Below are 22,445 nucleotides of genomic sequence, written 5' to 3'. Positions count from 1 at the left end.
TAACCCCGCTGTTTTCGCTATTTGACGCGCATCGAACGGCTGTTGCCGGTGCCCAGAACGCGAATGCTGGTGGCATTGCGTAATTTCGCGTTCGACACAAAATGCCCCACAAAGACTTCGCGTTGTTTGGCGCGTCCGGTATTGGTGTGATAGGGCGGTTCGGAAATGCGGAACTCATAGGTCAGCACGCCCTTTTCTGGCGTTTCAAGGCTGTTTGATACAAGTTCTGCATCCCAGTACCCCAAACGTGGCGGCAGACCTTTGGCGCGAATGATCACGCCACCCGACGCCTGCAGGACTTTCATTTCGACAACTTCGGCCACCAAAAGCCGTTGATCCTGTGCGTCAAGAAACCCGCCCGCGGGAATCAGGGCCACATCTTTGGGGCCTGAGCGTTGAAACCAGGACAGTGGATTCAAATTGGTGCCACCGCCGCAAGCGGTAAGACCAAGGCACATGGCAGAGACAGCAAGAATTCGGATACGCATAGGGGCTCCTTTGGTTCTGCTCAAAGGGTTAGCGCATGACGCGGCTTTTGAAAAGAGAGCCATTGCAGGGCTGGACCTTTTCAGCCGATCTCCTTAGGTGAAAAGAAGCAATGGAGGGCAGGATGGCCAGCGCAGCATTTGAAGAGATTGTCGAAGATTTTGAATTTCTGGACGATTGGGAAGATCGTTACGCCATGGTGATCGACATGGGCAAAGCCATGGCGCCATTGGATGACGCGCTGAAGGTGCCTGCGACCAAGGTGGAAGGGTGTGCGAGCCAGGTTTGGTTGCAGCCCATGATTGAGGCAGGGATTTACCGGTTTCAAGGCGATAGCGACGCGATGATTGTGCGCGGATTGGTGGCGGTTCTTGGGGCGCTTTATAACGGTCTTCCCGTTGCTGACGTCCTTGATGTTGATGCTGTATCGGAGTTGGGGCGGCTTGGGCTAAACGAACATCTTTCCGCGCAGCGGTCCAACGGGGTGCGTTCGATGGTCGAACGGATCAGAAAAACGGCCTCTGAGGCGAGCTAATGCGCTTTGGCGTCAATAGGGCGGCGGGCATCATCTAAGGCGTTGAAATCATTGTTTTCAGCCAACGTTAGGTGATGCAGGTTTAAGTTGAGACGCATCAATCCACTGATGCCAATGCGGTTTCCAGATCGCCGTAGCCCGTAAACCTGCGTTCGTAACGTAATCCAAGCCGGTCTGCGGCGTCTTGTGCCAGTTTGTCGAGAGCAGGATTGTTGGTTTGCGCTTGATAGACAAGTCGGGTGTAGTGGCCGAAATACATGTCACGCAATTCTGGGTGGCGATCCAGACCCAGCGGTTTAATAACGAAGTTTTCAAAGCCACGCGCAAGGAAATCGGTGAGATAGAAGGTGTCTATCTCGTCTTCCGCGCGGTCAAGAAACCCCTCAGTTCCTTCAAAAAATGAATAGCAATGCGGCCCTTGGATCATCTGAATGCCATGCGCGTCGCATATGGTTTGTAATACTCCTCCGGTGCCACAATCGGCATAGGCCAAAAAGATCTGATCGAAGTCTTTTTTGTGCTTTTTCAAGGCGTCTTCGACAGCAGCGGGGATCTGATCTGGTGTATTGTGCAGGATCGCTGGCAAACAGGTCAGGGTCATATGATCCCATTTGTTTTGGCGAATGACCGCGATAATTTCATTTGCCAAAGCCCCGCAGGCCAAAATCAGCACCTGTCCTTTTTCAACGGTTGGCGCAAGTCCATCGCGGGTTAGATTCTCATCCGTCGGGCGAAAAGCGGTCATGGCAGGTCCTCGTCTGGTGGCAGATCGGCATAATGCGTGGTGGTGCGAACAGGTTAACACTTAACACGGAAAATATCTAAGCAAACCGGGGCAGGTGCCGAGTTTATAATTAGTCTTTACCATCCGGACGAAGGGCTTTCACTGCCACAGATAGAAGCAACAACAAAGGCATAAGCGACATAGCCGTTTGCCCGTTCAGCTTGCCGCTGCTGATCGCTAAGCCGGCCACAAGTACGGTCAGCCCCCCTGAGGCGAGGACCAGCAACAGTAAAAAGGCATAGCGTGTTTTGCTCATTCCCCCTATGTGGGGGCCCCCGGATGAAATGAAAAGGGGAAAAGAAAAGGCCCCGCAAAAAAGCGAGGCCTGATCCATATTCTTCACATCACATGTTTAGCCAGCAGCAAGCTGATTGTGCTTTTTCGCCATGTATTCTTTGGCGGTTTCAACGGCCACAGCCGCATCACGACAATAGCTGTCTGCACCGATCGCTTTGCCAAACTCATCGTTCAGCGGGGCGCCACCAACCAAGACCACATAGTCATCGCGGATGCCTTTTTCGATGAGTGTGTCGATCACAACCTTCATGTAGGGCATGGTGGTGGTCAACAAGGCGGACATGCCGAGGATGTCTGGTTGCTCTCTTTCGAGCGCTTCCAAATAGCCCTCAACAGGGTTGTTGATGCCCATGTCATGCACTTCGAAACCTGCGCCTTCCATCATCATCGACACAAGGTTTTTGCCGATATCGTGGATGTCGCCTTTTACGGTTCCAATCACCATTTTCCCCATACGGGGCGCGCCGGTTTCGGCCAGCAATGGTTTCAAGATGGCCATGCCACCTTTCATCGCGTTTGCGGCCAAAAGCACCTCTGGCACAAACAAAATACCGTCGCGGAAGTCAGCGCCCACAATGGTCATGCCGGCCACAAGGGCTTCGGTCAAAACGCGGTAAGGCGTCCATTCACGTTCCAGCAGAATGCCGACGCCTTCTTCGATCTCTTCTTTGAGACCGTCATAAAGGTCATCATGCATCTGTTGAACAAGTTCTTCATCGCTCAGTTCGCTCAGGATGATATCGTCTTCTTGGTCGGACATGGTCGCCTTTCCCTTGGCTGAAACTCTTGGTCCCTTAACACATGCGCCAATTTTGGTACGCCGGTCTGGAACGATTGCGACATTGAGTGCCCTTGGACCGACCCCAAAGCAAATGAATTATTCGCGTGAGGATAGTGAATATCGTTCAATTGTTTCCGTTATGTTCTGCGCGTTTACAGGGGAAACAAGTAAAATATCCACGTTGCATTGACGCAACGTCCGCGGCGGGGGGGGGCCAGAATGCAAGAGAGCCGATTCGACATTTGTTGGGCGCGATGAAAACATCCGATACCAAAATATGATCGGCTTGCGGATGGGGGGTTCGCTAATGCATCTGCAAAGCTGTGATGACGGAATGATGACGGACTGGATAAGGGCTTTGTGGATCAACAGTCACTGTTCCATGAATGTCAGGCATTGGTTCTCCACAAAAAAGGCCCACCAGATGGCAGGCCTTTTCAATCATCGGTTTTCACGATCTTAGCCGCCACGACGGCGGGTGCGACGCGCTTTGGGTTCATCATCCCCCGTTCCGTCAGAGTTGGATGAAAATCCGCCCAGCGCATCCGCAATTTCTTCAAGTGTTGGGCGGGTGTCGCTGCGCGGGCGTGTTTCCAACGCTTCGCGCATGGCACGCAGATGCTCTGGTGTGGTTCCGCAACAGCCACCAATGATGCTCGCCCCGCAATCGCGTGCAAACACCGCATAATCCGCCATCAATTCCGGCGTGCCATCATAGTGGATATGCCCATCCACATATTTGGGAATGCCCGCATTGCCTTTGGAAATGATCGGACGTTCTGAACCTTGCGCGGCAAACCCAAGAACGGTGCGCAGCAGATCCGCCGCACCGACACCACAGTTCGCGCCAAACGCAATGGGTGGGTTGGGAATGGTTTCAACCATTTGCGCAAGATCCGCAGAGGTGATCCCCATCATCGTGCGACCGGCGGTGTCAAAGCTCATGGTGCCACACCACGCCATACCCGCCAATTCCGCGGCCTTTGCGGCGGCTTTGTATTCCTCTGCGGCTGAAATGGTTTCGACCCACAGGACATCTGCGCCACCGGCCTTAAGCCCCTCGGCTTGTTCGTGGAACATCTCTACCGCACCGTCAAATGTGAGGGTTCCCATCGGCTCCATAATCTCGCCGGTTGGACCAATGGATCCCGCAACAATGACTTTGCGCCCAGACGCATCCGCCACTTCCCGACCCAATTCAGCCGCCGCCTTGTTCAACTCGTGAACGCGCGCGTGGGCATCATGCAATTTCAGACGTGAGGCATTTCCGCCAAAAGAGTTGGTCAGAAAAATATCTGACCCGGCATCCACAGCCCCACGATACAAGGCGCGAATATTGTCTTGTTGCTCGACGTTCCAAAGCTCTGGCGCATCACCAGAGGTCAGACCCATATTGAATAAAGTGGTTCCGGTCGCGCCATCGGCCATCAACCAATCACGTTCATTCAACAGCTGGGTAAGCGCATCTACCATCTCGGGTCTCCGGCGAATTCAAGTATAGGCGCTACCTGCCACGGATTTGCCCCGCGCGCAAATGCAATAGTTTCATAGCAACTATGAATGGCATTGAAACTTAGCCCTCGGGTGATTGCCGGTTTGTTGTGTTGCATCCGGTGACATGCGGGCGAGAAATCTCGCGTGTCACATCCAGCGCGCCCAGCAACAGGCCCAGTCGGGTGGGCGCCGACACATAAAGTGTTTCCCAATTTGGCGCAAAGCTCGTTTTGAACTGGCGCAAACCAGATGCGCCGCTGATCTTGTCCAGCGTGTGTCGCAAATAATGAAATATTTTTGGTTCGCCGGGCTTGGGGCCAAGGGGAACGGCTGCCAGCGAAAGGCGTTTACAGCCCTGTTTGGCGGCATGTTCAATCGCAAACGAGACCAGTAGATGCATGGTGCCATCCGGGGTGTCCTCTTTCATTCGCATGAGATCGAGGCCATATTCGCGGGCGTTTTTATGTAGGGTAATAAACCCAACCAGATTATCGTTTTGATACGCCAGATAGATTTGAGAATGGGGTAGGGTGTCTGGGCGCCAAACGCCCATCGAAAACCCACGCTCTGCGCCACGGGCGCGACGCCAGTCGTCTGAAATCCGGGCCATTTCCAACAAAGGCAGGTTTGCGCCGCCGACCTTAACATAAACCCCCGATTTTTCGGCGTGTCGTAGTTTGCGACGAAGTTGCCGACGAGAGGAACCGTCTGTCGAAAATATTTGAGGGGAAATCCATGCTTCGCGGGCAACCGGCAGTGTGACCCAATGCGCGTTGCGCGCAATGGCGGCCATCCGGCCCCCAATTTTGTACAGGAAAGGAGAAAGGTAATTGTTGTGAGAGGCCTGTGTTAGATCTGATAGAAAGCCGGTGTGAAAGTGGGCCTGCTTCAGCGGATCGGAGACAACCACCAGGCTTTGTCCCGTTTTTTTCGCCATTGCGGTGGGACACCTGTCGTGGGTTTCAAAAAGGGAAAGACACCCTTGACGCAGTAGCGCCGATTCTGCGCGGGGGGCGGCATCAATCGCGGCAGAGACGCGCGAGGGCAACAAGGATGTATGTGTAAGTTCCGTGAGTTGAGCACCCGTGCGCTGCGTGTCAGGTGCAGCGTCATTTGCCGGACCTCGAATGGTAAGTGCTGCGGCGATCAACGCAGGTGCTGCGTAGTAAACTGCGCGAAAGGCAAGGATTGCCGCGAGGACTGGTTCTTGGTCAAGCTGGGGCAAGAGCGCCAGAAGTGTCACCTCAAACGGACCAACGCCGCCGGGTGTCCCTGATAATAACCCTGCTCCTAGGGCGATGAGATAGGCGGCCACGAGCGGCACAAGCCCTATGACACAGTTTTCCGGCATTACCGCCCAAAGTGCTGCGCCTGCTGCAAATGTATCGATTGCCGCAAGGGCCACAAAGGCTGCCATTGCCTTTACTGACGGGAGGTTGAAGCGCGATAGAAAATTTGGGCGAAATACGGAGAAGGCAACCAATGCTGTGGCCCCAGCCAGGACCGCGCAAGCGATCCAGGTGGATCCTGGCAGGTTCAGAGGGACCAATAGGACAACCCCTGCCGCCACCACGGCCCAGGCCGTCAGAAAGGATACCGAGACAATCATTGAAATCCGGGTGGCTTGTAACAGGCTGATCTCTGACAGCATTCGCCAGCGCACCAAAGCGGATGATAACACCCCCATGCCCACGGTTTGCGACAGTGCGATAGCTGTGACACCCGCGCGCTGTGCAGCGCCTGATTGTGTGGGGGAGCCGATCAGGCGATGGACCACACGATCATAGCGCCCAAGTGCCCAGAATGAGATTGCGGAAAAGAAAGCGGCAAGAAGCCATTGATGCGGAGCTACGGTTTTGAGTGAGGTTTTGATATGGTTTACGTCGAGGTCATCCATTTTCCCCCAAAGTAGCCAGACAATACCAAGGGCAAACGCCAGCGGCAGGATTTGTCGCGCCAGCATTTTGCGAAGGTCAATGCCGTCGCCACCTGCATGTGGCAAAACGTTGGAAAAGCGGCGCTCGGCCAGCCGTTCGCGCCCAATACCTCTGAAACGTCCTTGATGCATACCTCACCCTTTGCATTGCCCCGGCTTACTTTAAGCCTGCTTTGCAAAGAGACCGTTAACAGATCAATTTGTTCGAACTTATGTCTTGTCCCAGCTGAGGGTGGGCATGGGTACAAAAAAAGGCGCGGCCAAATGGGCGCGCCTCATAATTTCTGAATCCAACGCGATTAAGCGTCGCCGGCCATTTCAGCCTTGGCCACAGCCAAAAGTTCGGCCCGTTTGGCGCGGATTTCGTCGGCGGTGACATCATTGAGGTCCCCCACAACTTTACGCACGACATCATCGTGACCGGCCTCTTCGAAATCAGCAACGATGACTTCTTTGGCATAAGCTTCCGCTTCATCACCAGTTTTACCCAGTTTTTCAGCAGCCCACAGGCCCAGTTTTTTGTTGGCCCGCGCATTTGCCTTGAAAATCATTTCTTCATCATGGGCAAATTTAGCTTCAAAGGCGTTTTCACGATCGTCAAACGTTGTCATTCTGGCGTCCCTATCTATGGGTTGTCATTCTGTTGCTCTTGATATGCCTATCCAAGCGCCCCATCGCAACCCCGCTAGCGCTCTCATTCATGGGAATTTGAGAGGATTTGGTGGATTTCTCGGATAATCGGCACAGAATGATACCCCCATGTTGCCCCAAAGGGGGGAATTGCTTATAGGGCGTGCAAGTGCGGGAGTCGTTTGACCCCGCGGGCTGCACTCAAATGGCGGGGATCCCATGGCGCGTCGCAAAAAACTCTATGAAGGCAAAGCAAAAGTTCTTTATGAAGGCCCGGAACAGGGCACTCTGGTTCAATACTTCAAGGATGACGCCACCGCGTTTAACGCCGAAAAGCGGGACGTGATCGAAGGCAAAGGCGTGTTGAACAACCGTCTGTCTGAGTTTTTCATGACCGGCCTTGGTCAGATTGGCGTGCCAACGCATTTCATCAAACGCCTGAATATGCGCGAACAGCTGATCAAAGCGGCTGAAATTGTGCCGCTTGAAGTGATCGTGCGTAATTTCGCGGCCGGGTCCATGGCGAAGCGTTTGGGGATCGAAGAGGGCACACGCCTGCCGCGCCCGATTGTTGAGTTCTCGTATAAAGACGACGCTTTGGGGGATCCTCTGGTTCCGGAAGAATATATTATGGCGTTCGGCTGGGCCACGCAGCAAGAGCTGGGCGAGATCGTCGATACGACACTGCGCGTAAATGACTATCTGTCTGGCGTGATGTACGGTGTCGGGATCAAGCTGATCGACTTTAAAATCGAATTTGGCCGCATCTACGAAGGCGACTTTCCGCGTTTGATTCTGGCCGATGAAATCAGCCCGGACAGCTGCCGTCTGTGGGACATTGAAACGGGCGAAAAGCTTGATAAAGATGTGTTCCGCCGCGATCTTGGCAATCTGACCGACGCCTATACCGAAGTGGCGCGCCGTTTGGGGGTTCTGCCTTCAAATGTGACCCACGCCAACACCAAACCCACCCTGATCAACTAAGGAAGAGCCCCATGAAAGTTCGTGTTGATGTCATGCTGAAAACCGGCGTTTTGGACCCCCAGGGCGAGGCCGTGCGCCACGCGCTTGGCAACCTGGGATTTGACGGTGTTGAAAAAGTGCGTCAGGGAAAAGTGATTGAATTGGATGTGGCTGACGGCACATCGGAAGACACCATAAAAGACATGTGTGACAAGCTTCTGGCCAACACCGTGATCGAAAACTACGCCATTCAGGTGCTGTGATGAAGGCGGGCGTACTTGTCTTTCCGGGGTCAAATTGTGACCGTGACCTCGCCGTCGCGTTTGAGCGGGCCGGGGCCGATGTGACCATGATTTGGCACAAAGAAACCGACCTTCCTGAGGATCTGGACATCGTGGGTGTTCCGGGCGGGTTTTCCTTTGGGGATTATTTGCGGTGTGGGGCCATTGCCGCGCAATCCCCAATCACCAGGTCTTTGATCCGTCACACCGAGCGTGGTGGTTATGCGATCGGGATTTGTAACGGGTTTCAGGTGCTCACTGAAACGGGTATTTTGCCCGGTGCTTTGATGCGCAATGCAAATCTGAAGTTCATCTGCAAACCGGTTGGTTTAAAAGTGGAAAACACAGATAATGCTTTCTTGTCTGGGTATTCCGAAGGGCAGGAACTGTCTGTTCCGGTGGCGCATCATGATGGCAATTACAACGTCACGGATGAAAAGCTGGCGCAGCTGAAATCCGAGGGCCGCATTGCTTTTACCTACACCGACAACCCCAATGGATCGACCGGCGACATCGCGGGTGTGATTTCCAAGAACCGCCGGGTGCTTGGTATGATGCCGCATCCAGAGCGTTGCGTGGATGAGATGCATGGCGGCACTGACGGGGTGGCAATGTTCCGCTCGTTGGTGGATGCCGTGGTCGCAGCCTGACTTGTGGCCCCTCGCCATGGCGCTTAGACTTGCGCCATGGCGGATAATGTCCAACACCCTCCCAAACCTGCTTTGACCCCGCGCACAGGGGTTTCACTGCGTGCGCGAGTGGTCTTGCTGGCGTTGATCAGCCTTGCCGCTGCGGTGATTTATGTCTCAAACAGTTGGCTGACCGAACGCTATACGGAAACAACGCGCAACCGGGCAGAGCTTCGCGTGGCGCTTTATTCTGGGAACCTTATCAGCGAGTTACAGCGCAATTCGGTTGTGCCACTTTTGCTGTCTCGGGATCCGGCGCTGATCAATGCGCTAAATTCGGACGATTTTTCGCAAAGCTCTGCGCGTTTGATTTCCTATCGGGAAGAGATCGAAGCCAAATCACTGATATTGCTTGATGGTGATGGGCGGACTGTGGCGGCGACTGTTCGGGAAACATTGGGGGAATTACACCGATCAGACCCCTATTTCGTTGATGCACTGCGCAGTTCGGAAACGGTGTTTTCCACCGCGCAAAGCGAGTCAGGCGCATATGAGTTCACCTATTCGCGCAAAATCGAAGCTGGCAACAAGGTCATTGGTGTTATTGTCGTAGAAGTTGATTTGCGCAAATTTGAAGAGAGCTGGTCCGGAATTTCGGATGCTGTTTTGGTGACCAATTCCCAGAACGATGTCATTCTGGCGACAGAGCCACGCTGGCGTGGCAAACAAGAAGATGATGCCCTGGTGACCGTCCCAGCCATGACCGCCATCCGGCGCAGCTTTCGTAATACCACAGAATGGACAGCCCTACCGTCAGAGATGCTGTTTCTGGGGGAGGCGGTGATGCGCCATGAAGCGCGTGTGCCTTTTCAGGGTTGGCGGATTGCATCCTTCACATCTTATGCGTCGGTCAGGGAAAAGGTGAACGCGTTCTTGTCGTTGGAAATCATGGCTTTCGCGATGCTTTTATCGCTGACCTTTTATTTGATCAGCCGACGCGCCCAATTCAGGTCTGTTCTTTTTGCTCAGGAATCCGCGGATTTGCGGCAGCTTAATGACCAGTTGCAAAGGGAGATCGCAGAGCGGCAGAGGGCTGAAAAGAACCTTCAGGTGGCGGAGCAGACACTGGCGCAAAGCTCCAAACTGGCCGCTTTGGGGGAAATGTCGGCCGCTGTCAGCCACGAGCTGAACCAGCCGCTTGCAGCCATGAAAACCTATTTGGCCGGTGCCAAACTGTTGCTGCAACGCAAGCGACCCGATGAAGCCTTATCCAGTTTCCAGCGTATTGATGATCTGATTGAGCGCATGGGGGCGATCACCCGGCAGCTAAAATCCTATGCCCGCAAAGGCGGTGATGCGTTTGAACCGATGGACATCAGGAAATCTGTTTCTATGGCGTTGTCGATGATGGAACCGCAGCTGAAGCGCCGCGAAGTGCGCATCACGCGCAATATTCCCCGCAATCCGGTGATGGTCATGGGGGATCGGTTGCGTCTGGAGCAGGTGTTGATCAACTTGTTGCGCAACGCCATTGATGCCACAAAAACAGTGGATGCCCCACAGGTGGACATCATTGTGAGCCGCGGGGATTACGCTTTGATCACCGTGCGCGACAATGGCGAGGGGGTCACGGATCTCGATAATCTGTTTGAACCCTTCTACACCACCAAGGCCCCGGGGGACGGGGTTGGGCTGGGTTTGGCAATTTCTTCGGGGATTGTCACTGATTTTGGTGGGCGGTTAACCGCCCGAAATGGGCAAGATGGGGGGGCTGTATTTGAAGTTGAGCTTCCTATCTTAGATGAAGAAGACAGTGATATTGAAGCCGCTGAATAAGGTGGCCGGTGAAAATGGCGGAGGAAAAGCCATGGCTCAGGCAATAAAAGTTGCAATTGTGGATGACGAACAAGATATGCGTCAGTCCATCTCTCAGTGGTTGGCCCTTTCAGGTTTTCAAACCGAAACCTTCCCCTCGGCGGTGGACGCCTTGAAGGGGATTGGACCTGATTATCCGGGTGTGGTGATTTCGGATATTCGGATGCCGGGCATGGATGGAATGGATTTCCTGAAAAAGCTGATGTCGCTGGACAGCTCGCTTCCCGTTATCATGATTACGGGTCATGGCGATGTCCCCATGGCGGTGGAGGCGATGCGGGTCGGGGCATTTGATTTCCTGGAAAAGCCCTTTAACCCAGACAACATGACCAACCTGGTAAAGAAAGCCACGCATAAGCGGCGTCTGGCGCTTGATGCCCGCGCTTTGCGCAAGGAACTGGGGGATGGCACCACCATCATGAAGAAACTGATCGGCGCATCCCCGGTCATGTCACGTCTAAGGGAAGACATTCTGGATATCGGCCAGTCGGATGGCCATGCTTTGATTGAGGGCGAAACTGGGACGGGTAAAACACTCGTGGCCCACGCCCTTCATGCGGTTGGGGCCAAGGCCGGAAATAAATTTGTGGTCGTGTCTTGCACAGACACGGATGAGGACGCGCTTGGGCGTCGCTTGTTTGGCCCAATGGAAGAGGGTGGCAACCAGCCTTATGTCGAAGAGGCGCGTGGCGGAACGCTTGTGTTGGAAGATATCGAGGCACTGCCGATGGGGCTTCAGGCGCGTTTATTGACCTGGATGAATGATCAAGGTGCCCCAGCCGAAACACGCATTGTCGCGATTTGCAACCTGCAAGAACAGGGCAAAACCTGCGAAGATTGCCTGCGCCCCGATCTGTTTTATCGCTTGGCTGCGATGAAAATCACCTTGCCGCCGCTGCGCCAGCGGGGCGAAGATATTTTGATGTTGTTCACTGGGTTTGCGGATCAGTTTGCCGATGAATATGGCTGTGCCGCCCCCACCGTCAGCGTGCAGGAGGCGGCCCAATTGATGCAAGCGCCTTGGCCCGGAAACATTCGCCAGTTGATCAATATCTCCGAACGTGCGGTGCTTCAGTCACGGCGTGGAACGGGCACGATTTCGTCACTGTTGATGAATGACCACGAAGAGGCGCAACCGGTGATGACCACCGAAGGGAAGCCTTTGAAGGAATATGTTGAAGCCTTTGAGCGCATGTTGATTGACAACACAATGCGGCGCCACAAAGGGTCGATTGTTGGGGTGATGGATGAACTGTGCCTTCCACGGCGGACGCTGAACGAAAAGATGGCAAAATATGGGTTGCAGCGGGCCGACTATCTACAGTGAACCTCCCTTGTTGGGGGCCGTGTGTAGGATATCGTTAAGATGATAAATATATTGAGGATAATCATATGCCTGCGCCAACCAACACGCTAAAACACGCGCTTGCAAAAGGTGAGATGCAGCTCGGGATGTGGCTGAACCTCGGGTCAGGCTCCGCGACCGAGATTGTTGGTGCAACAGGCTATGACTGGTGCTTGATAGACGGCGAACATGCGCCGTTTGACCCGAATACCATCCTGGAACAGCTCCGCGTGTTGGGACAGTTCGACACGTCCGCCATTGTGCGTGTCCCCATCGGTGAAGACTGGGTGATCAAGCAAGTGATGGATCTTGGCGCGCAAAGTCTGTTGGTGCCAATGGTCAATACAGGTGCCCAGGCCCAAGCCATTGTCGCCGCCACCAAATATGCGCCGCGCGGTGTGCGCGGTATGGGGGCAGGGGTCGCACGAGCGGCACTTTATGGGCATAATGCGGATTATGCGGAAAACGCCGATGGTGAGATCTGTTTGGTTTTGCAGGCTGAAACCAGAGAAGCTATGAAAAATATCAAAGCTATCGCCGGGACGGATGGTGTGGATGCGGTGTTTATTGGCCCCGCTGATCTGTCGGCTGACATGGGGCATTTGGGAAACCCCGGCCATCCAGATGTCAAAGCGGCGATTGAAAAAGGTATTGCTGACATTCGAGCAGCGGGCAAAGCGGCGGGCATTCTAAGTTTTGATGCGGCCAGTTTTGGTCATTATGCCCAACTTGGTGTGACCTTTTTTGGCGTTGGATCAGAGGCATCTTTGCTGCGCGCATCCTTGCAAGCGAATTTGGCAGCGGCGCGTTTGGCCACGCAAACGTAACATTGAAAAACTTAAAAAGGGCCGCCGTTGGCAGCCCTTTTGGGTCACTCTGTGGGGGGCGCCGCCTTAGTCTTCCGGTACGCCGACCATCCCCGTAAGCCCCTCCAACATCTCGCCCAAATGCTCCTCGTAACGGCGCCAACGGCCAATTGAGGAATTATAAAGGGGCTGACGGGCTTGGTGGATCGACAGGGTTTTCACCTTGCGGGTGTTTTGGTGGAAGTTCATGCAGGCGTCTTCCCAACCCAACTCGCAGAACTCCAACAACTTGCGCACTTCAACTTCGGGATTGGCGACGAGTTCTTCATATTGGATTTCATAGATCCGGTCGGCTGCCAATTCACGCCACGCGGCAAGATATTCGGTGAACAATTGGTAAACCTCAACCAGATCTGATTGAGAATAGGTGTAAGTGTGCAGCCCGGACACAAACCGGTTTTTCAACATCGAAAACAGATTGTCGCGTGGGTCACGTTTCAGCGCGACAATTTTTGCTTTGGGAAGGGCAAGCCACACCAAAGGCGCAACTTTATAGGTCGAGATTGACTTGTCGGTTACAATATCTGCGCCCGGGTGACGTTTCAGAACGGCGTCTCGATAGTCTTTGCCAATCTCTTCAAGCATTTTGGGTGTCATATCGTTGATTTTGCCACCCTTGGCCAAAACGTCCGAGGCGCGATTAAAGCCCATCGTATGGAAAAGCGCCATTTCATCCCCGCCTGTCACACGCGAATGGCTTGAAAGAATTTGCTCCACAAGCGTGGTGCCCGACCGGGGCAGACCGGTGACAAAAATTGGACTGTCGTCTTGATAGCCAACCTTTCCCACGCGCGTAAGATCCATATCCCCGACGAAGGATAGCATTTGCGTCAACTCTCGACGGTCGCGTCCTTTTGGGTTGGGGAACTCGGTGCGCAGGATGGTGTTTGCCGTGTCAAGATAGTGCCATACCTTGTCATACTGCTTGTTGTCCTCCATCAATTTGACCAAGGCATACCCAAGGTCTGCACGCCCCTTGATCTCGGGGTTTGAAACCCATTGGTCCAGCATTTCAAGCGCAAGAGGTTCGTCTTTGTCGAGTTTCCGCCCGCTTGTGATCTGGCGGTACACCGCACCATGTTTTAACCCCAGCTCGGTCGCTTTGACCAACAGCGCCTCTGCTTCGTCAAACGCCCCATGCTGCTGCAACAGATTTGCCGACACCGTGACAACACGAATTTGGGTTGGGGCAAGCTTGGCTGCGTCTCGGACTTGGTCCAGCGCCTCGTCCGTTTGCCCGGTTTGATCTAAGGCAACGGCCCGCAAAACAAGATGTTCTGGGTTTGAACGATGCTGCTCGGGCATTGCATCCAAAGCTTTAATCGCCTCTTCACCCTGCTCCAACGTGATCAGGCATTCGGCGCGCAGAAATTGCGCAAAAGGCGTGTTCGGCGCGAGGGCTAAGAACTTGTCGAGATAGTTAAGCGCCTCATGTGTGCGGTTCACCTCTTTCATGGCGCGGCCAAGGTTTCCCAGGACTTTCGGGTTCGAGGGAATTTGACGGAACGCCGCCTGAAGATGCTCCAACGCATCATTGTACCGCCCTTGCGCGGTCAGAAGCTCGCCCAGATTTGCTTGGGCCTCTGCGTAATCTGGGGCAATGGACAATGCCTCCAGATAAGCCGCTTCTGCACCTTCGTTTTGACCCAGCGCTGCCAACGAGGCCCCCAGGATCAATCGGATGATTTCATTTGAACCATGCACCTCAGCGAGGGCCTTTGCCTCCTGCGCAACGCCTTGCGCATCCCCGTTGTTAAAGCGGGTCAGAAGCTGGTTGATCACTTCCTTAGAAATCCCGGTGCTGGTGCGCGAGGTTTTGGTGTTGCTGCGCGACATCTCGGTCACGATGGATTTCTGTGCGGGGCCGGGCAGGCCAGATTTTTTCAATAACTTTTGGGCGCGTTTGTTGGCCGTTTTGTCCCCAAGCATCGACAAGGATTTTGCATATGCCGTCCAAATAGCGATTTCCTTGGGTAGAATGCGCGCCGCCGTTTGATAGGCGTCTACCGCCTCTTTGAATTTGCCCTGAGACATCTTTGCATGCCCCATGCGAATGGCAGTTTGGGCTTGGGCGACCTTTAGGTTGGTCTGTTGCATCCCCGTGGTGGATCCAACATTTGCTTTTGCCGCCTGACTTGCCAGCGGGAACATGGGGGCCGATGATTTTGATCGTTTTTGCGTCATGGGCTGGTTCTCCGCAGGGATTGGTATAGAATGCTAAGTGGTCTTTTCGCGTGGTCATTGGCTAATATGGCCTGCCCATGGAGGCAAGCACAAGCTGAGCATTCCGTCGGGCTTTGCTGTTATTTTTCTTGACTTAAGTCCCAATTCCCCCGATAAGCCGCCAGTCTGGTAAGGGGTTCCCTTTACCAGTGAGTTTAATTGCGGCCCATATGGGCGCGCCGTTCGGGGCAAGATGGGCCAGACCCATCCTTGGAACACCGGGTCAAACCGGGGCCGTAGGACGCGGAAAATGAAGGAAGATCATATGTTTGCGGTTATGAAAACCGGCGGCAAGCAGTATAAGGTCCAAGCTGGCGACATCCTGCGTGTCGAAAAGCTGGCGGCCGAAGCTGGTGACACTGTCCAGTTCAACGAGATTCTCATGGTTGGCACCACTGTTGGTACCCCCGTCGTCGCAGACGCGGGCGTTCAAGCAGAAGTGATCGATCAGATCAAAGGCGACAAAGTGATTAACTTTGTGAAACGCCGTCGTAAGCACAGCTCAAAGCGTACCAAGGGCCACCGTCAGAAACTGACTTTGGTGAAGATCCTTGAAGTCCTCGAAAAGGGCGCTGATAAATCTGGTGTAAAAGCTGCAATGGGTGCTGGTTCTGTTTCGGGTGCTGCTGCGCCTGCTGCAAAACCTGCCGCTAAAAAAGCTGCTAAAGCCGAAGCTCCCGCTCAAGCGGGTGGCGACGACTTGACCACCATCACTGGTGTCGGCCCTGCCGCTGCCAAAAAGCTGGCTGATGCCGGCGTCACCACCTTCGCCCAACTGGCTGCGATCGACGTTGACAGCTTTGAGGCTGTTAAAGTGAAAGCAGACTGGGTCGAGCAGGCCAAAACACTGGCCTAATCTGAGCTAAGGAGAGATAGCATGGCACATAAAAAAGCAGGCGGTTCATCCCGTAACGGCCGCGACTCAGCCGGTCGTCGCCTTGGCGTCAAAATTTTTGGTGGTCAGGACGTCGTTCCCGGCAACATTATCGTGCGTCAGCGCGGCACCAAAATGTGGGCAGGCCAAAACGTCGGTATGGGACGTGATCACACCCTCTTCGCAACCAGCGAAGGTAAAGTGAAGTTCCACAAGGGCCTCAAGGGCCGCACCTTTATTTCGGTTCTCCCAGTGGCGGAGGCCGCTGAGTAAGTCGAAACCTGTAAGGTGATGAAAATTCAGGGGCCGGCTGCAACAGCCGGCCCCTTTTCTGTTTTGGGGCCGATCGAACTGGGATGTCGCATTTGGACCTTTAAGTTTTGTTAACCATTTTGCCAGATAGTCAGCTCTCTAAACGGGCGGGCCATCCACAAATTGAAGATTTGGCAATCTGCGCTTTTCGGAGGAGGGAAAGCCATGATGTACGATACGATTTCTTGCCAACCCGTTATCCCCGCTGACCGGTTCGTTTTGCGCCCCGTGCGCAAATCCGACGCAGGTGCGATGGCGCTTTATGCGGGCGACGAACGTGTGGCGCGCAGCACGCGATCTATTCCACATCCGTTGCCTGATGGCGTGACAGAAGGCTTCATCCAACGTGCTCTGGACGGGTCTCAACCGCAGGATGCTTGGGTGATTGACGGGGCATTGACAGAACAGCAGGAAGTGCTGGGTGTGGTTACACTGACCCGATTAGATCGTGGCCAATCGGAAATGTCCTATTGGGTGGCGCCCGCATTTTGGAATGCCGGTATCGCGTCAGAGGCCGTACGCGCCATGATTTCGGCCAACCCGCTGAAAAATAGTGAAATTTTTGCAGAAGTATTTCAGGATAATCCGGCCTCGGCGCGTGTTCTGACCAATGCTGGGTTTGAGTATATTGGGGACGCGGAAAGTCACTGTGTTGCGCGCGCGGCCAATGTTCCAACCTGGACCTACATGCACAAGTTTGCGTAAGTGATTGCTGTTCATGGAAAATATCGAAACGCCGCGCCTGATTTTGCGCCCGCTGACTTGTGGTGATCGGGACGTCATTGTTCGTTTGTTAAACGACATTGATGTCTCGCGCTGGCTGACGGTTGTGCCTTATCCATACACAGCAGACGACTTTGACGCCTTTCTGGAGTACCTTCAGGCGGGGTCTGTCTTTGAGGGGCTCGCCATTCAGACTGAAGAGGGCGTGATTGGTGTGATCGGTATTGGCGACACGCTTGGCTATTGGTTGGGCAAGCCGTTTCACGGCAAAGGCTATATGACCGAAGCGGCCGAGGCCCTGACGGATTGGTACTTTGAAACCTCCGGGGCGCGGGTGCTTAGCTCCGGGTATTTCGAGGGCAATTCTGGTTCCTGCGCCGTTCTTAAAAAGCTTGGGTTTCAACCAACTGGCCGCGTTATTTCTGAGCATTCGCAAGCACAAGGGCGAGCCGTTCCTCTGATTAAGGTCAGCTTAAACCGGGCGGACTGGTTAAATCGGGCGGACTGGGACCAATCAAAATGATGACACGCCTGATCACTGATCGTTTGATGATGCGCCGGGCAACACTCGCGGATTATGACGCCTATCATGCGCTTGCCTCTGATTTTGACGTTGTAAAATGGACAGCCACTTGGCCGTGGCCCGCAGTCCCGAGCCGTACGTTGGAGCGTTGCAAGCCGTTTGACCCAAAATGGGGGATGGCTGGTCCGGTCTTTAACAAAGGTCAGATGGTCGGTGGTATGGGAATCGTGTCGCAGGATGTTGATGGACCAAAGCTTGGATATATGCTCGCGCGCGAGGCTTGGGGCAAAGGATTTGCAACCGAAATGGCGTGCGAATTGATCAAACATTGCTGGGCGCGGTATGAGTGGGATCAGATCGGCGCCGCGGTGTTTCAGGGCAATGTTGCTTCCAGAAGCGTTTTGCAAAAACTGGGCTTTTCAAAATGTGGCACAGCGACAGCATTTTGTCAGGCGCAAGGCAAGGACCTGCCGGTTCAAAAATTTGCTCTGCCCCGTCCGCCTGCAAAATGATGCTAATATCTCGTTTTAGGGTGGAAAACGCGGGTTTGTAGCGCCAAAGACTTGAGCCTGACGCCATTTCCCTCTATCGCCAAAGCCAGTTCAGAAAAGGCTAAGACACATGAAATTCCTCGATCTCGCCAAGGTCTATATTCGTTCCGGTGCCGGCGGTGGCGGCTGTGTGTCGTTCCGGCGCGAAAAATACATTGAATACGGCGGGCCTGATGGGGGCGACGGCGGCGGCGGCGGTGATGTGATTGCCGAGGTGGTCGAAGGGCTGAACACGCTCATTGATTTCCGCTATCAACAGCATTTTTTCGCAGATAACGGCCGCCCGGGCATGGGCAAACAACGCACTGGAGCCGATGGTGATGACATCGTTCTCCGGGTTGCGGTCGGCACCGAAATCCTGGACGAAGACCAAGAAACCGTGATTGCGGATCTGACCGAAGTGGGGCAGCGTGTTGTTCTGGCCAAGGGTGGCAATGGCGGATTTGGCAATCTGCATTTCAAAACCTCAACCAACCAAGCGCCGCGCCGTGCCAATGCTGGCCAGCCGGGGGTCGAGCGTACACTTTGGTTGCGGTTAAAGCTGATTGCGGATGTTGGCCTACTGGGGCTTCCCAATGCGGGTAAATCGACCTTTTTGGCCGCCACGTCCAACGCGCGTCCGAAAATTGCCGACTATCCGTTTACAACGCTGCACCCCAATCTGGGCGTGGTTGGCGTGGATAATGCCGAGTTTGTGATCGCCGATATTCCGGGGTTGATCGAAGGCGCGTCCGAGGGGCGCGGTCTTGGGGATCTGTTCTTGGGGCACGTTGAACGCTGTTCTGTATTGCTGCATTTGGTTGACGGCACCTCAGAGGACGTTGCCGGGGATTGGCAGACCATCATCAGAGAGGTCGAAAACTACGGCGACATTCTGGGCGATAAGCCCCGCGTGACCGTATTGAACAAAATCGACGCTTTGGACGACGAAGAGCGCGCAGAGAAATTGGCAGAGCTTGAGGCCGTTGCCGGCCCGGTGATGATGATGTCCGGCGTTGCGCGCGAAGGCACCGTGGATGTCTTGCGAGCATTGCGCACAGAAATCTCTGAAGATCGAATTCGCCAGAAACCTGTTGAGGAGCCTGAAAGTTGGGCGCCCTAAAATCAGCCAAACGCGTTGTTATCAAAATTGGATCCGCCTTGCTGGTGGATGCAAAGACAGGCGCGTTGAAATCCGATTGGCTTGCGTCACTGGCGCAAGATGTTGCGGATTTGAAAGCGCGCGGTGCGACTGTGGTGTTGGTCTCGTCCGGCTCGATCGCGCTTGGCCGTGGGGTGTTGCAACTGCCGGCGGGAAGTTTGCCGCTAGAGCAATCGCAGGCCGCGGCCGCGGTGGGGCAAATCCGGCTGGCGCGGGCTTATGAAGAGGCGTTGGCACAGCATGGCGCGACAACCGCACAGGTTTTGGTGACGCTCGAGGACAGTGCAAACCGCCGTCGCTATTTGAATTCCCGTGCAACGCTTGAAACACTGCTGTCCCTTGGGGCCGTTCCGATTGTGAATGAGAATGACACTGTTGCGACAGATGAGATTAGGTTTGGTGACAATGACCGGCTCGCGGCACAGGTGGCTGTGACCATCGGTGCTGATCACTTGGTGCTATTGTCCGATGTGGACGGGCTTTACACGGCCAATCCGCGCGAGGATGCCTCGGCGATACGGTTTGATCAGATAGACGAAATCACCCCCGCGATCGAAGCAATGGCGGGCGATGCGGGGTCTGGTCTGTCAAAAGGTGGGATGAAGACCAAGGTGATGGCGGCAAAGACAGCGACCGGGGCTGGATGTGCCCTAACCATCACCGAAGGCTCTCGTCTTAATCCGATCGCACAGTTGTTGGCCGGGGCACCCGCCACGGTCTTTACGGCGGACACAGACCCGAAAGCGGCGCGCAAACAGTGGATTTCATCAATGAAACCACGAGGTGACATCGTTGTCGACGCAGGCGCCGCGTTGGCCTTAAGGCAGGGAAAGTCGCTTTTGCCAGCCGGTGTGACAGCCGTTTATGGACAGTTTGGGCGTGGCGATAGCGTGACAATCCACGGCCCTGATGCGGTTCAGATTGGGGCTGGTCTGGCGCGTTATTCATCGGATGAAGCACGAATAATAGCGGGACAACGCTCGGACCAGATCGCGGTGGTTCTTGGCTATCCTGGTCGTGCTGCGCTGATACACAGAGACGATATGTCGATCTAAATCAAAGCCTTGAAGGCGATACTTCACGGAGATTATCCCATGAGCGAAGACATCAAAACCATGATGGCCCAGATCGGAGCGCGCGCCAGTGCGGCCGCAACTGATCTGGCGTTCGCGGCCCCCATTGCAAAGCAAAACGCGCTTTTGGCGGCGGCAGATGCCTGTTGGATGCGCCGGGATGAGATTGTTGCAGCCAACGCGAAAGACATGGCGTTTGGCCGGGACAAGGGATTGTCGCCTGCAATGCTTGATCGGTTGATGTTGGATGAAGATCGGATCAAAGCCATGTGTGAGGGCCTGCGTGCGGTTGCGGTGCAAGAAGACCCTGTGGGGAAAATCACCGAAGAATGGGATCGCCCCTCTGGCCTTCATATTAAGCGCGTGCGCACACCGCTGGGCGTGATTGGCGTGATTTATGAAAGCCGCCCCAATGTCACGGCAGACGCGGGGGCGTTGTGCCTCAAGGCGGGGAACGCAGTTATTTTACGCGGCGGGTCCGAGAGTTTTCATTCGGCGGGCATCATCCATGCTTGCCTGCAAGACGGATTGCGCAGCGCAGGTTTGCCTGAGGATGCCATTCAAATCGTTCCCACCCGTGATCGCGCGGCGGTCAGTGAGATGCTGACCATGACCGATCATATCGACGTTATTGTGCCGCGTGGTGGCAAAGGGTTGGTCGGATTGGTACAGCGTGACGCCCGTGTGCCAGTTTTTGCCCATCTTGAGGGCATAGTGCATATCTATATCGACAAAGATGCGGATGCAGAGAAAACAACGCGTGTGGTGATCAATGCCAAGACCCGTCGTACCGGAATTTGTGGCGCGGCGGAGTGTTTGCTGATCCATAAGGATGCCGTGCCATTGGGGCAAGACATCCTGGATAAGTTGATGGCCGCCGGTGTCGAAGTGCGCGCAGGGGCAGGGCTGAGCGGGACCGTTGTTGCGGGGGATGAAGACTGGGGCAAAGAATACCTCGATAGTATTATTTCCGCAAAAATTGTAGAAGATGTGGATGGGGCGATTGCCCATATCAATCAGTATAGCTCTTCTCATACTGATGCGATCATGACCGAAAACGATGACACCGCAGCCAAGTTCTTTGCGCGCATCGACAGTGCGATTTTGATGCGCAATGCCTCAACCCAATTTGCGGATGGGGGTGAATTTGGAATGGGCGCAGAGATTGGGATTGCCACGGGCAAAATGCATGCGCGTGGCCCGGTTGGGGCCATGCAGCTTACCAGCTTTAAGTATATCGTCGAAGGGGACGGTACCGTACGTGCGTAGGATTAAAAACTGACACTGACCGAATGATCGGCAAGGGTGACACAGGCGGTGCGCCCTTGTCGTTTAAGTTCCGGCGCGATGAGGGCAAAATGCACCTGTGCGGGCGAGACTTCGGCCTCGTCATCATCCGCTTCTAACAGCGCCCAAAGGCTTGGATCGACACGCAGCTTTTCGGCTTCGCCCCAGATGCGCCAATGGCCATCTGTTTCTTCAATCTCTAAGCGGCCACCCCATGGCATGCTGGTTTCCATACATTGGATAATGAGAAAGGCAAGCTTGACGGCTGCGCGTGATTGGTCACCAACCGGGGTCCAGTTGATTTCAATTTTCCGACCATCAGCGTTCGGGGCCAATACGGTGCGAATTTCGCTTTCCGCAACGCGCTGTTCTGAATTGGCCGCACCAAAGGCGATCCGAAAAAATCGAATACGCAAATTTGCATTTTGCACACTTTCCGAAATCAGAGCCATCTCCGGCAGATCGCCCATGCCAGACAACTCCAACAATTCAACGCCATTGCCGATTGCCCCTAAAGGGCTGATAAGGTCATGGCAAATACGCGAGCCGATCAAGGCAGTCAGATCACGGGTGTTGGTGGGCATGGGATACTCCCTTTAGGAAAGGCGTGAAAATGATGTCGTTATTGGAACCGGGCATGTATGTGCGTCATCCGAACCAACCGGATTGGGGTCTTGGGCAGGTGCAATCGAATATCGGTGGCAAAGTCACCGCGAATTTTGAACATGTAGGCAAGCAGGTGATTGATACGCAAGTTGTTGAGCTTATACCTGTTTTTGATCCTTCCGGCTGTTAATACTAAACCTTAATCATTGCAGTAGCAACCATTGCGTGTG

The 22,445-nt window shown here is 54.4% G+C and carries 25 protein-coding genes; 16 read left to right on the top strand and 9 right to left on the bottom strand.

Translation table 11 applies throughout. From position 1 onward, the window contains the following. Positions 1–17: 17 nt before the first annotated feature. Positions 18–488 carry a hypothetical protein gene (locus KKW20_RS13770; protein ID WP_214568478.1) on the bottom strand — a complete coding sequence of 157 codons (471 nt, stop codon included), beginning with the start codon at positions 486–488 and terminating at the stop codon, positions 18–20. A gap of 122 nt (positions 489–610) precedes the next feature. Between KKW20_RS13770 and KKW20_RS13765 the strand changes: the two genes are divergently transcribed. Beyond that, positions 611–1,021, top strand: a complete 411-nt coding sequence (locus KKW20_RS13765) for a SufE family protein (RefSeq protein ID WP_214568477.1) — start codon at positions 611–613, stop codon at positions 1,019–1,021. Positions 1,022–1,118: 97 nt separating this feature from the next. Here the strand turns inward: KKW20_RS13765 and KKW20_RS13760 are convergent, their stop codons facing one another. The 6 genes from KKW20_RS13760 to KKW20_RS13735 all read right to left on the bottom strand — a co-directional run bounded on the left by KKW20_RS13760 (position 1,119) and on the right by KKW20_RS13735 (position 6,924). Beyond that, positions 1,119–1,766, bottom strand: a complete 648-nt coding sequence (locus KKW20_RS13760) for a DUF1638 domain-containing protein (RefSeq protein ID WP_214568476.1) — start codon at positions 1,764–1,766, stop codon at positions 1,119–1,121. 109 nt (positions 1,767–1,875) lie between these two features. After that, entirely contained in the window at positions 1,876–2,061 is a 186-nt protein-coding gene (locus KKW20_RS13755; RefSeq protein WP_214568475.1) for a hypothetical protein, read from the bottom strand. A 96-nt stretch (positions 2,062–2,157) separates the two neighbouring features. Continuing rightward, the gene (locus tag KKW20_RS13750; protein WP_214568474.1) at positions 2,158–2,862 is read right to left on the bottom strand and encodes a corrinoid protein; all 705 of its coding nucleotides are present in this window, start codon (positions 2,860–2,862) and stop codon (positions 2,158–2,160) included. A gap of 480 nt (positions 2,863–3,342) precedes the next feature. Continuing rightward, positions 3,343–4,356: a betaine--homocysteine S-methyltransferase gene (bmt, locus tag KKW20_RS13745; protein WP_214568473.1), complete on the bottom strand. Its 1,014-nt coding sequence runs from the start codon at positions 4,354–4,356 to the stop codon at positions 3,343–3,345. 100 nt (positions 4,357–4,456) lie between these two features. Further along, positions 4,457–6,445 (bottom strand): phosphatidylglycerol lysyltransferase domain-containing protein, encoded by a 1,989-nt coding sequence (locus tag KKW20_RS13740; RefSeq protein WP_214568472.1) that lies wholly within the window; start codon positions 6,443–6,445, stop codon positions 4,457–4,459. Positions 6,446–6,612: 167 nt separating this feature from the next. Then, the gene (locus KKW20_RS13735; protein ID WP_214568471.1) at positions 6,613–6,924 is read right to left on the bottom strand and encodes a DUF1476 domain-containing protein; all 312 of its coding nucleotides are present in this window, start codon (positions 6,922–6,924) and stop codon (positions 6,613–6,615) included. Positions 6,925–7,162: 238 nt separating this feature from the next. On the opposite strand from KKW20_RS13735, the gene purC reads away from it, so the two are divergent. From purC to KKW20_RS13705, 6 genes are all read left to right on the top strand, one after another. Beyond that, positions 7,163–7,927 (top strand): phosphoribosylaminoimidazolesuccinocarboxamide synthase, encoded by a 765-nt coding sequence (gene purC, locus KKW20_RS13730; protein ID WP_214568470.1) that lies wholly within the window; start codon positions 7,163–7,165, stop codon positions 7,925–7,927. 11 nt (positions 7,928–7,938) lie between these two features. Next, a complete protein-coding gene (gene purS / locus KKW20_RS13725) occupies positions 7,939–8,169 on the top strand; it encodes a phosphoribosylformylglycinamidine synthase subunit PurS (RefSeq protein ID WP_214568469.1) in 231 nt (76 codons plus the stop codon). After that, positions 8,169–8,837 carry a phosphoribosylformylglycinamidine synthase subunit PurQ gene (gene purQ, locus KKW20_RS13720; protein ID WP_214568468.1) on the top strand — a complete coding sequence of 223 codons (669 nt, stop codon included), beginning with the start codon at positions 8,169–8,171 and terminating at the stop codon, positions 8,835–8,837. Before purS ends, purQ begins: the two co-directional genes overlap by 1 nt. 36 nt (positions 8,838–8,873) lie before the next feature. Continuing rightward, positions 8,874–10,652 (top strand): sensor histidine kinase, encoded by a 1,779-nt coding sequence (locus tag KKW20_RS13715; RefSeq protein WP_214568467.1) that lies wholly within the window; start codon positions 8,874–8,876, stop codon positions 10,650–10,652. Between the two features lie 31 nt (positions 10,653–10,683). After that, complete coding sequence (locus tag KKW20_RS13710) at positions 10,684–12,018, top strand: sigma-54-dependent transcriptional regulator (protein WP_214568466.1); 1,335 nt, start codon at positions 10,684–10,686, stop codon at positions 12,016–12,018. Positions 12,019–12,083: 65 nt separating this feature from the next. Continuing rightward, positions 12,084–12,863, top strand: coding sequence for an HpcH/HpaI aldolase family protein (locus tag KKW20_RS13705; RefSeq protein ID WP_214568465.1), 780 nt, complete (start codon positions 12,084–12,086; stop codon positions 12,861–12,863). Positions 12,864–12,929: 66 nt separating this feature from the next. On the opposite strand, the gene KKW20_RS13700 is transcribed toward KKW20_RS13705, so the two are convergent. Continuing rightward, positions 12,930–15,086, bottom strand: a complete 2,157-nt coding sequence (locus KKW20_RS13700) for a tetratricopeptide repeat-containing sulfotransferase family protein (protein ID WP_214568464.1) — start codon at positions 15,084–15,086, stop codon at positions 12,930–12,932. 304 nt (positions 15,087–15,390) lie between these two features. On the opposite strand from KKW20_RS13700, the gene KKW20_RS13695 reads away from it, so the two are divergent. From KKW20_RS13695 to KKW20_RS13660, 8 genes are all read left to right on the top strand, one after another. After that, positions 15,391–15,981, top strand: coding sequence for a 50S ribosomal protein L21 (locus KKW20_RS13695; RefSeq protein ID WP_214568502.1), 591 nt, complete (start codon positions 15,391–15,393; stop codon positions 15,979–15,981). Positions 15,982–16,002: 21 nt separating this feature from the next. Further along, complete coding sequence (rpmA, locus tag KKW20_RS13690; RefSeq protein ID WP_214568463.1) at positions 16,003–16,272, top strand: 50S ribosomal protein L27; 270 nt, start codon at positions 16,003–16,005, stop codon at positions 16,270–16,272. A gap of 204 nt (positions 16,273–16,476) precedes the next feature. Then, the gene (locus KKW20_RS13685) at positions 16,477–17,016 is read left to right on the top strand and encodes a GNAT family N-acetyltransferase (protein ID WP_214568462.1); all 540 of its coding nucleotides are present in this window, start codon (positions 16,477–16,479) and stop codon (positions 17,014–17,016) included. A gap of 13 nt (positions 17,017–17,029) precedes the next feature. Then, positions 17,030–17,557 carry a GNAT family N-acetyltransferase gene (locus tag KKW20_RS13680; RefSeq protein WP_214568461.1) on the top strand — a complete coding sequence of 176 codons (528 nt, stop codon included), beginning with the start codon at positions 17,030–17,032 and terminating at the stop codon, positions 17,555–17,557. After that, positions 17,557–18,069, top strand: coding sequence for a GNAT family N-acetyltransferase (locus tag KKW20_RS13675; protein ID WP_214568460.1), 513 nt, complete (start codon positions 17,557–17,559; stop codon positions 18,067–18,069). The genes KKW20_RS13680 and KKW20_RS13675 overlap by 1 nt, the downstream gene beginning before the upstream one ends. Before the next feature lie 109 nt (positions 18,070–18,178). Next, on the top strand, positions 18,179–19,210 hold the full coding sequence (gene obgE / locus KKW20_RS13670; RefSeq protein WP_214568459.1) for a GTPase ObgE: 1,032 nt from the start codon (positions 18,179–18,181) through the stop codon (positions 19,208–19,210). Further along, entirely contained in the window at positions 19,198–20,304 is a 1,107-nt protein-coding gene (gene proB, locus KKW20_RS13665) for a glutamate 5-kinase (protein WP_214568458.1), read from the top strand. Before obgE ends, proB begins: the two co-directional genes overlap by 13 nt. A 39-nt stretch (positions 20,305–20,343) precedes the next feature. Further along, positions 20,344–21,591, top strand: coding sequence for a glutamate-5-semialdehyde dehydrogenase (locus KKW20_RS13660; protein ID WP_214568457.1), 1,248 nt, complete (start codon positions 20,344–20,346; stop codon positions 21,589–21,591). Positions 21,592–21,593: 2 nt separating this feature from the next. On the opposite strand, the gene KKW20_RS13655 is transcribed toward KKW20_RS13660, so the two are convergent. Further along, positions 21,594–22,193, bottom strand: a complete 600-nt coding sequence (locus KKW20_RS13655) for a histidine phosphotransferase family protein (RefSeq protein WP_214568456.1) — start codon at positions 22,191–22,193, stop codon at positions 21,594–21,596. Between the two features lie 29 nt (positions 22,194–22,222). On the opposite strand from KKW20_RS13655, the gene KKW20_RS13650 reads away from it, so the two are divergent. Further along, positions 22,223–22,405 (top strand): DUF3553 domain-containing protein, encoded by a 183-nt coding sequence (locus KKW20_RS13650; protein WP_214568455.1) that lies wholly within the window; start codon positions 22,223–22,225, stop codon positions 22,403–22,405. The last annotated feature ends 40 nt before the right edge of the window (positions 22,406–22,445 follow it).

Origin of the sequence: Aliiroseovarius lamellibrachiae (genome assembly GCF_018599245.1) — a bacterium.
Classification (GTDB): domain Bacteria; phylum Pseudomonadota; class Alphaproteobacteria; order Rhodobacterales; family Rhodobacteraceae; genus Aliiroseovarius; species Aliiroseovarius lamellibrachiae.
The sequence above is the reverse complement of the archived record's forward strand: the minus strand, read 5'-3'. Positions and strand labels throughout refer to the sequence as shown.

Coding starts and splice junctions, on each gene's coding strand:
- KKW20_RS13770 (WP_214568478.1), bottom strand. CDS start 488: ATGCGTATCCGAATTCTTGCTGTCTCTGCCATGTGCCTTGGTCTTACC.
- KKW20_RS13765 (WP_214568477.1), top strand. CDS start 611: ATGGCCAGCGCAGCATTTGAAGAGATTGTCGAAGATTTTGAATTTCTG.
- KKW20_RS13760 (WP_214568476.1), bottom strand. CDS start 1,766: ATGACCGCTTTTCGCCCGACGGATGAGAATCTAACCCGCGATGGACTT.
- KKW20_RS13755 (WP_214568475.1), bottom strand. CDS start 2,061: ATGAGCAAAACACGCTATGCCTTTTTACTGTTGCTGGTCCTCGCCTCA.
- KKW20_RS13750 (WP_214568474.1), bottom strand. CDS start 2,862: ATGTCCGACCAAGAAGACGATATCATCCTGAGCGAACTGAGCGATGAA.
- bmt (WP_214568473.1), bottom strand. CDS start 4,356: ATGGTAGATGCGCTTACCCAGCTGTTGAATGAACGTGATTGGTTGATG.
- KKW20_RS13740 (WP_214568472.1), bottom strand. CDS start 6,445: ATGCATCAAGGACGTTTCAGAGGTATTGGGCGCGAACGGCTGGCCGAG.
- KKW20_RS13735 (WP_214568471.1), bottom strand. CDS start 6,924: ATGACAACGTTTGACGATCGTGAAAACGCCTTTGAAGCTAAATTTGCC.
- purC (WP_214568470.1), top strand. CDS start 7,163: ATGGCGCGTCGCAAAAAACTCTATGAAGGCAAAGCAAAAGTTCTTTAT.
- purS (WP_214568469.1), top strand. CDS start 7,939: ATGAAAGTTCGTGTTGATGTCATGCTGAAAACCGGCGTTTTGGACCCC.
- purQ (WP_214568468.1), top strand. CDS start 8,169: ATGAAGGCGGGCGTACTTGTCTTTCCGGGGTCAAATTGTGACCGTGAC.
- KKW20_RS13715 (WP_214568467.1), top strand. CDS start 8,874: ATGGCGGATAATGTCCAACACCCTCCCAAACCTGCTTTGACCCCGCGC.
- KKW20_RS13710 (WP_214568466.1), top strand. CDS start 10,684: ATGGCTCAGGCAATAAAAGTTGCAATTGTGGATGACGAACAAGATATG.
- KKW20_RS13705 (WP_214568465.1), top strand. CDS start 12,084: ATGCCTGCGCCAACCAACACGCTAAAACACGCGCTTGCAAAAGGTGAG.
- KKW20_RS13700 (WP_214568464.1), bottom strand. CDS start 15,086: ATGACGCAAAAACGATCAAAATCATCGGCCCCCATGTTCCCGCTGGCA.
- KKW20_RS13695 (WP_214568502.1), top strand. CDS start 15,391: ATGTTTGCGGTTATGAAAACCGGCGGCAAGCAGTATAAGGTCCAAGCT.
- rpmA (WP_214568463.1), top strand. CDS start 16,003: ATGGCACATAAAAAAGCAGGCGGTTCATCCCGTAACGGCCGCGACTCA.
- KKW20_RS13685 (WP_214568462.1), top strand. CDS start 16,477: ATGATGTACGATACGATTTCTTGCCAACCCGTTATCCCCGCTGACCGG.
- KKW20_RS13680 (WP_214568461.1), top strand. CDS start 17,030: ATGGAAAATATCGAAACGCCGCGCCTGATTTTGCGCCCGCTGACTTGT.
- KKW20_RS13675 (WP_214568460.1), top strand. CDS start 17,557: ATGACACGCCTGATCACTGATCGTTTGATGATGCGCCGGGCAACACTC.
- obgE (WP_214568459.1), top strand. CDS start 18,179: ATGAAATTCCTCGATCTCGCCAAGGTCTATATTCGTTCCGGTGCCGGC.
- KKW20_RS13660 (WP_214568457.1), top strand. CDS start 20,344: ATGAGCGAAGACATCAAAACCATGATGGCCCAGATCGGAGCGCGCGCC.
- KKW20_RS13655 (WP_214568456.1), bottom strand. CDS start 22,193: ATGCCCACCAACACCCGTGATCTGACTGCCTTGATCGGCTCGCGTATT.
- KKW20_RS13650 (WP_214568455.1), top strand. CDS start 22,223: ATGATGTCGTTATTGGAACCGGGCATGTATGTGCGTCATCCGAACCAA.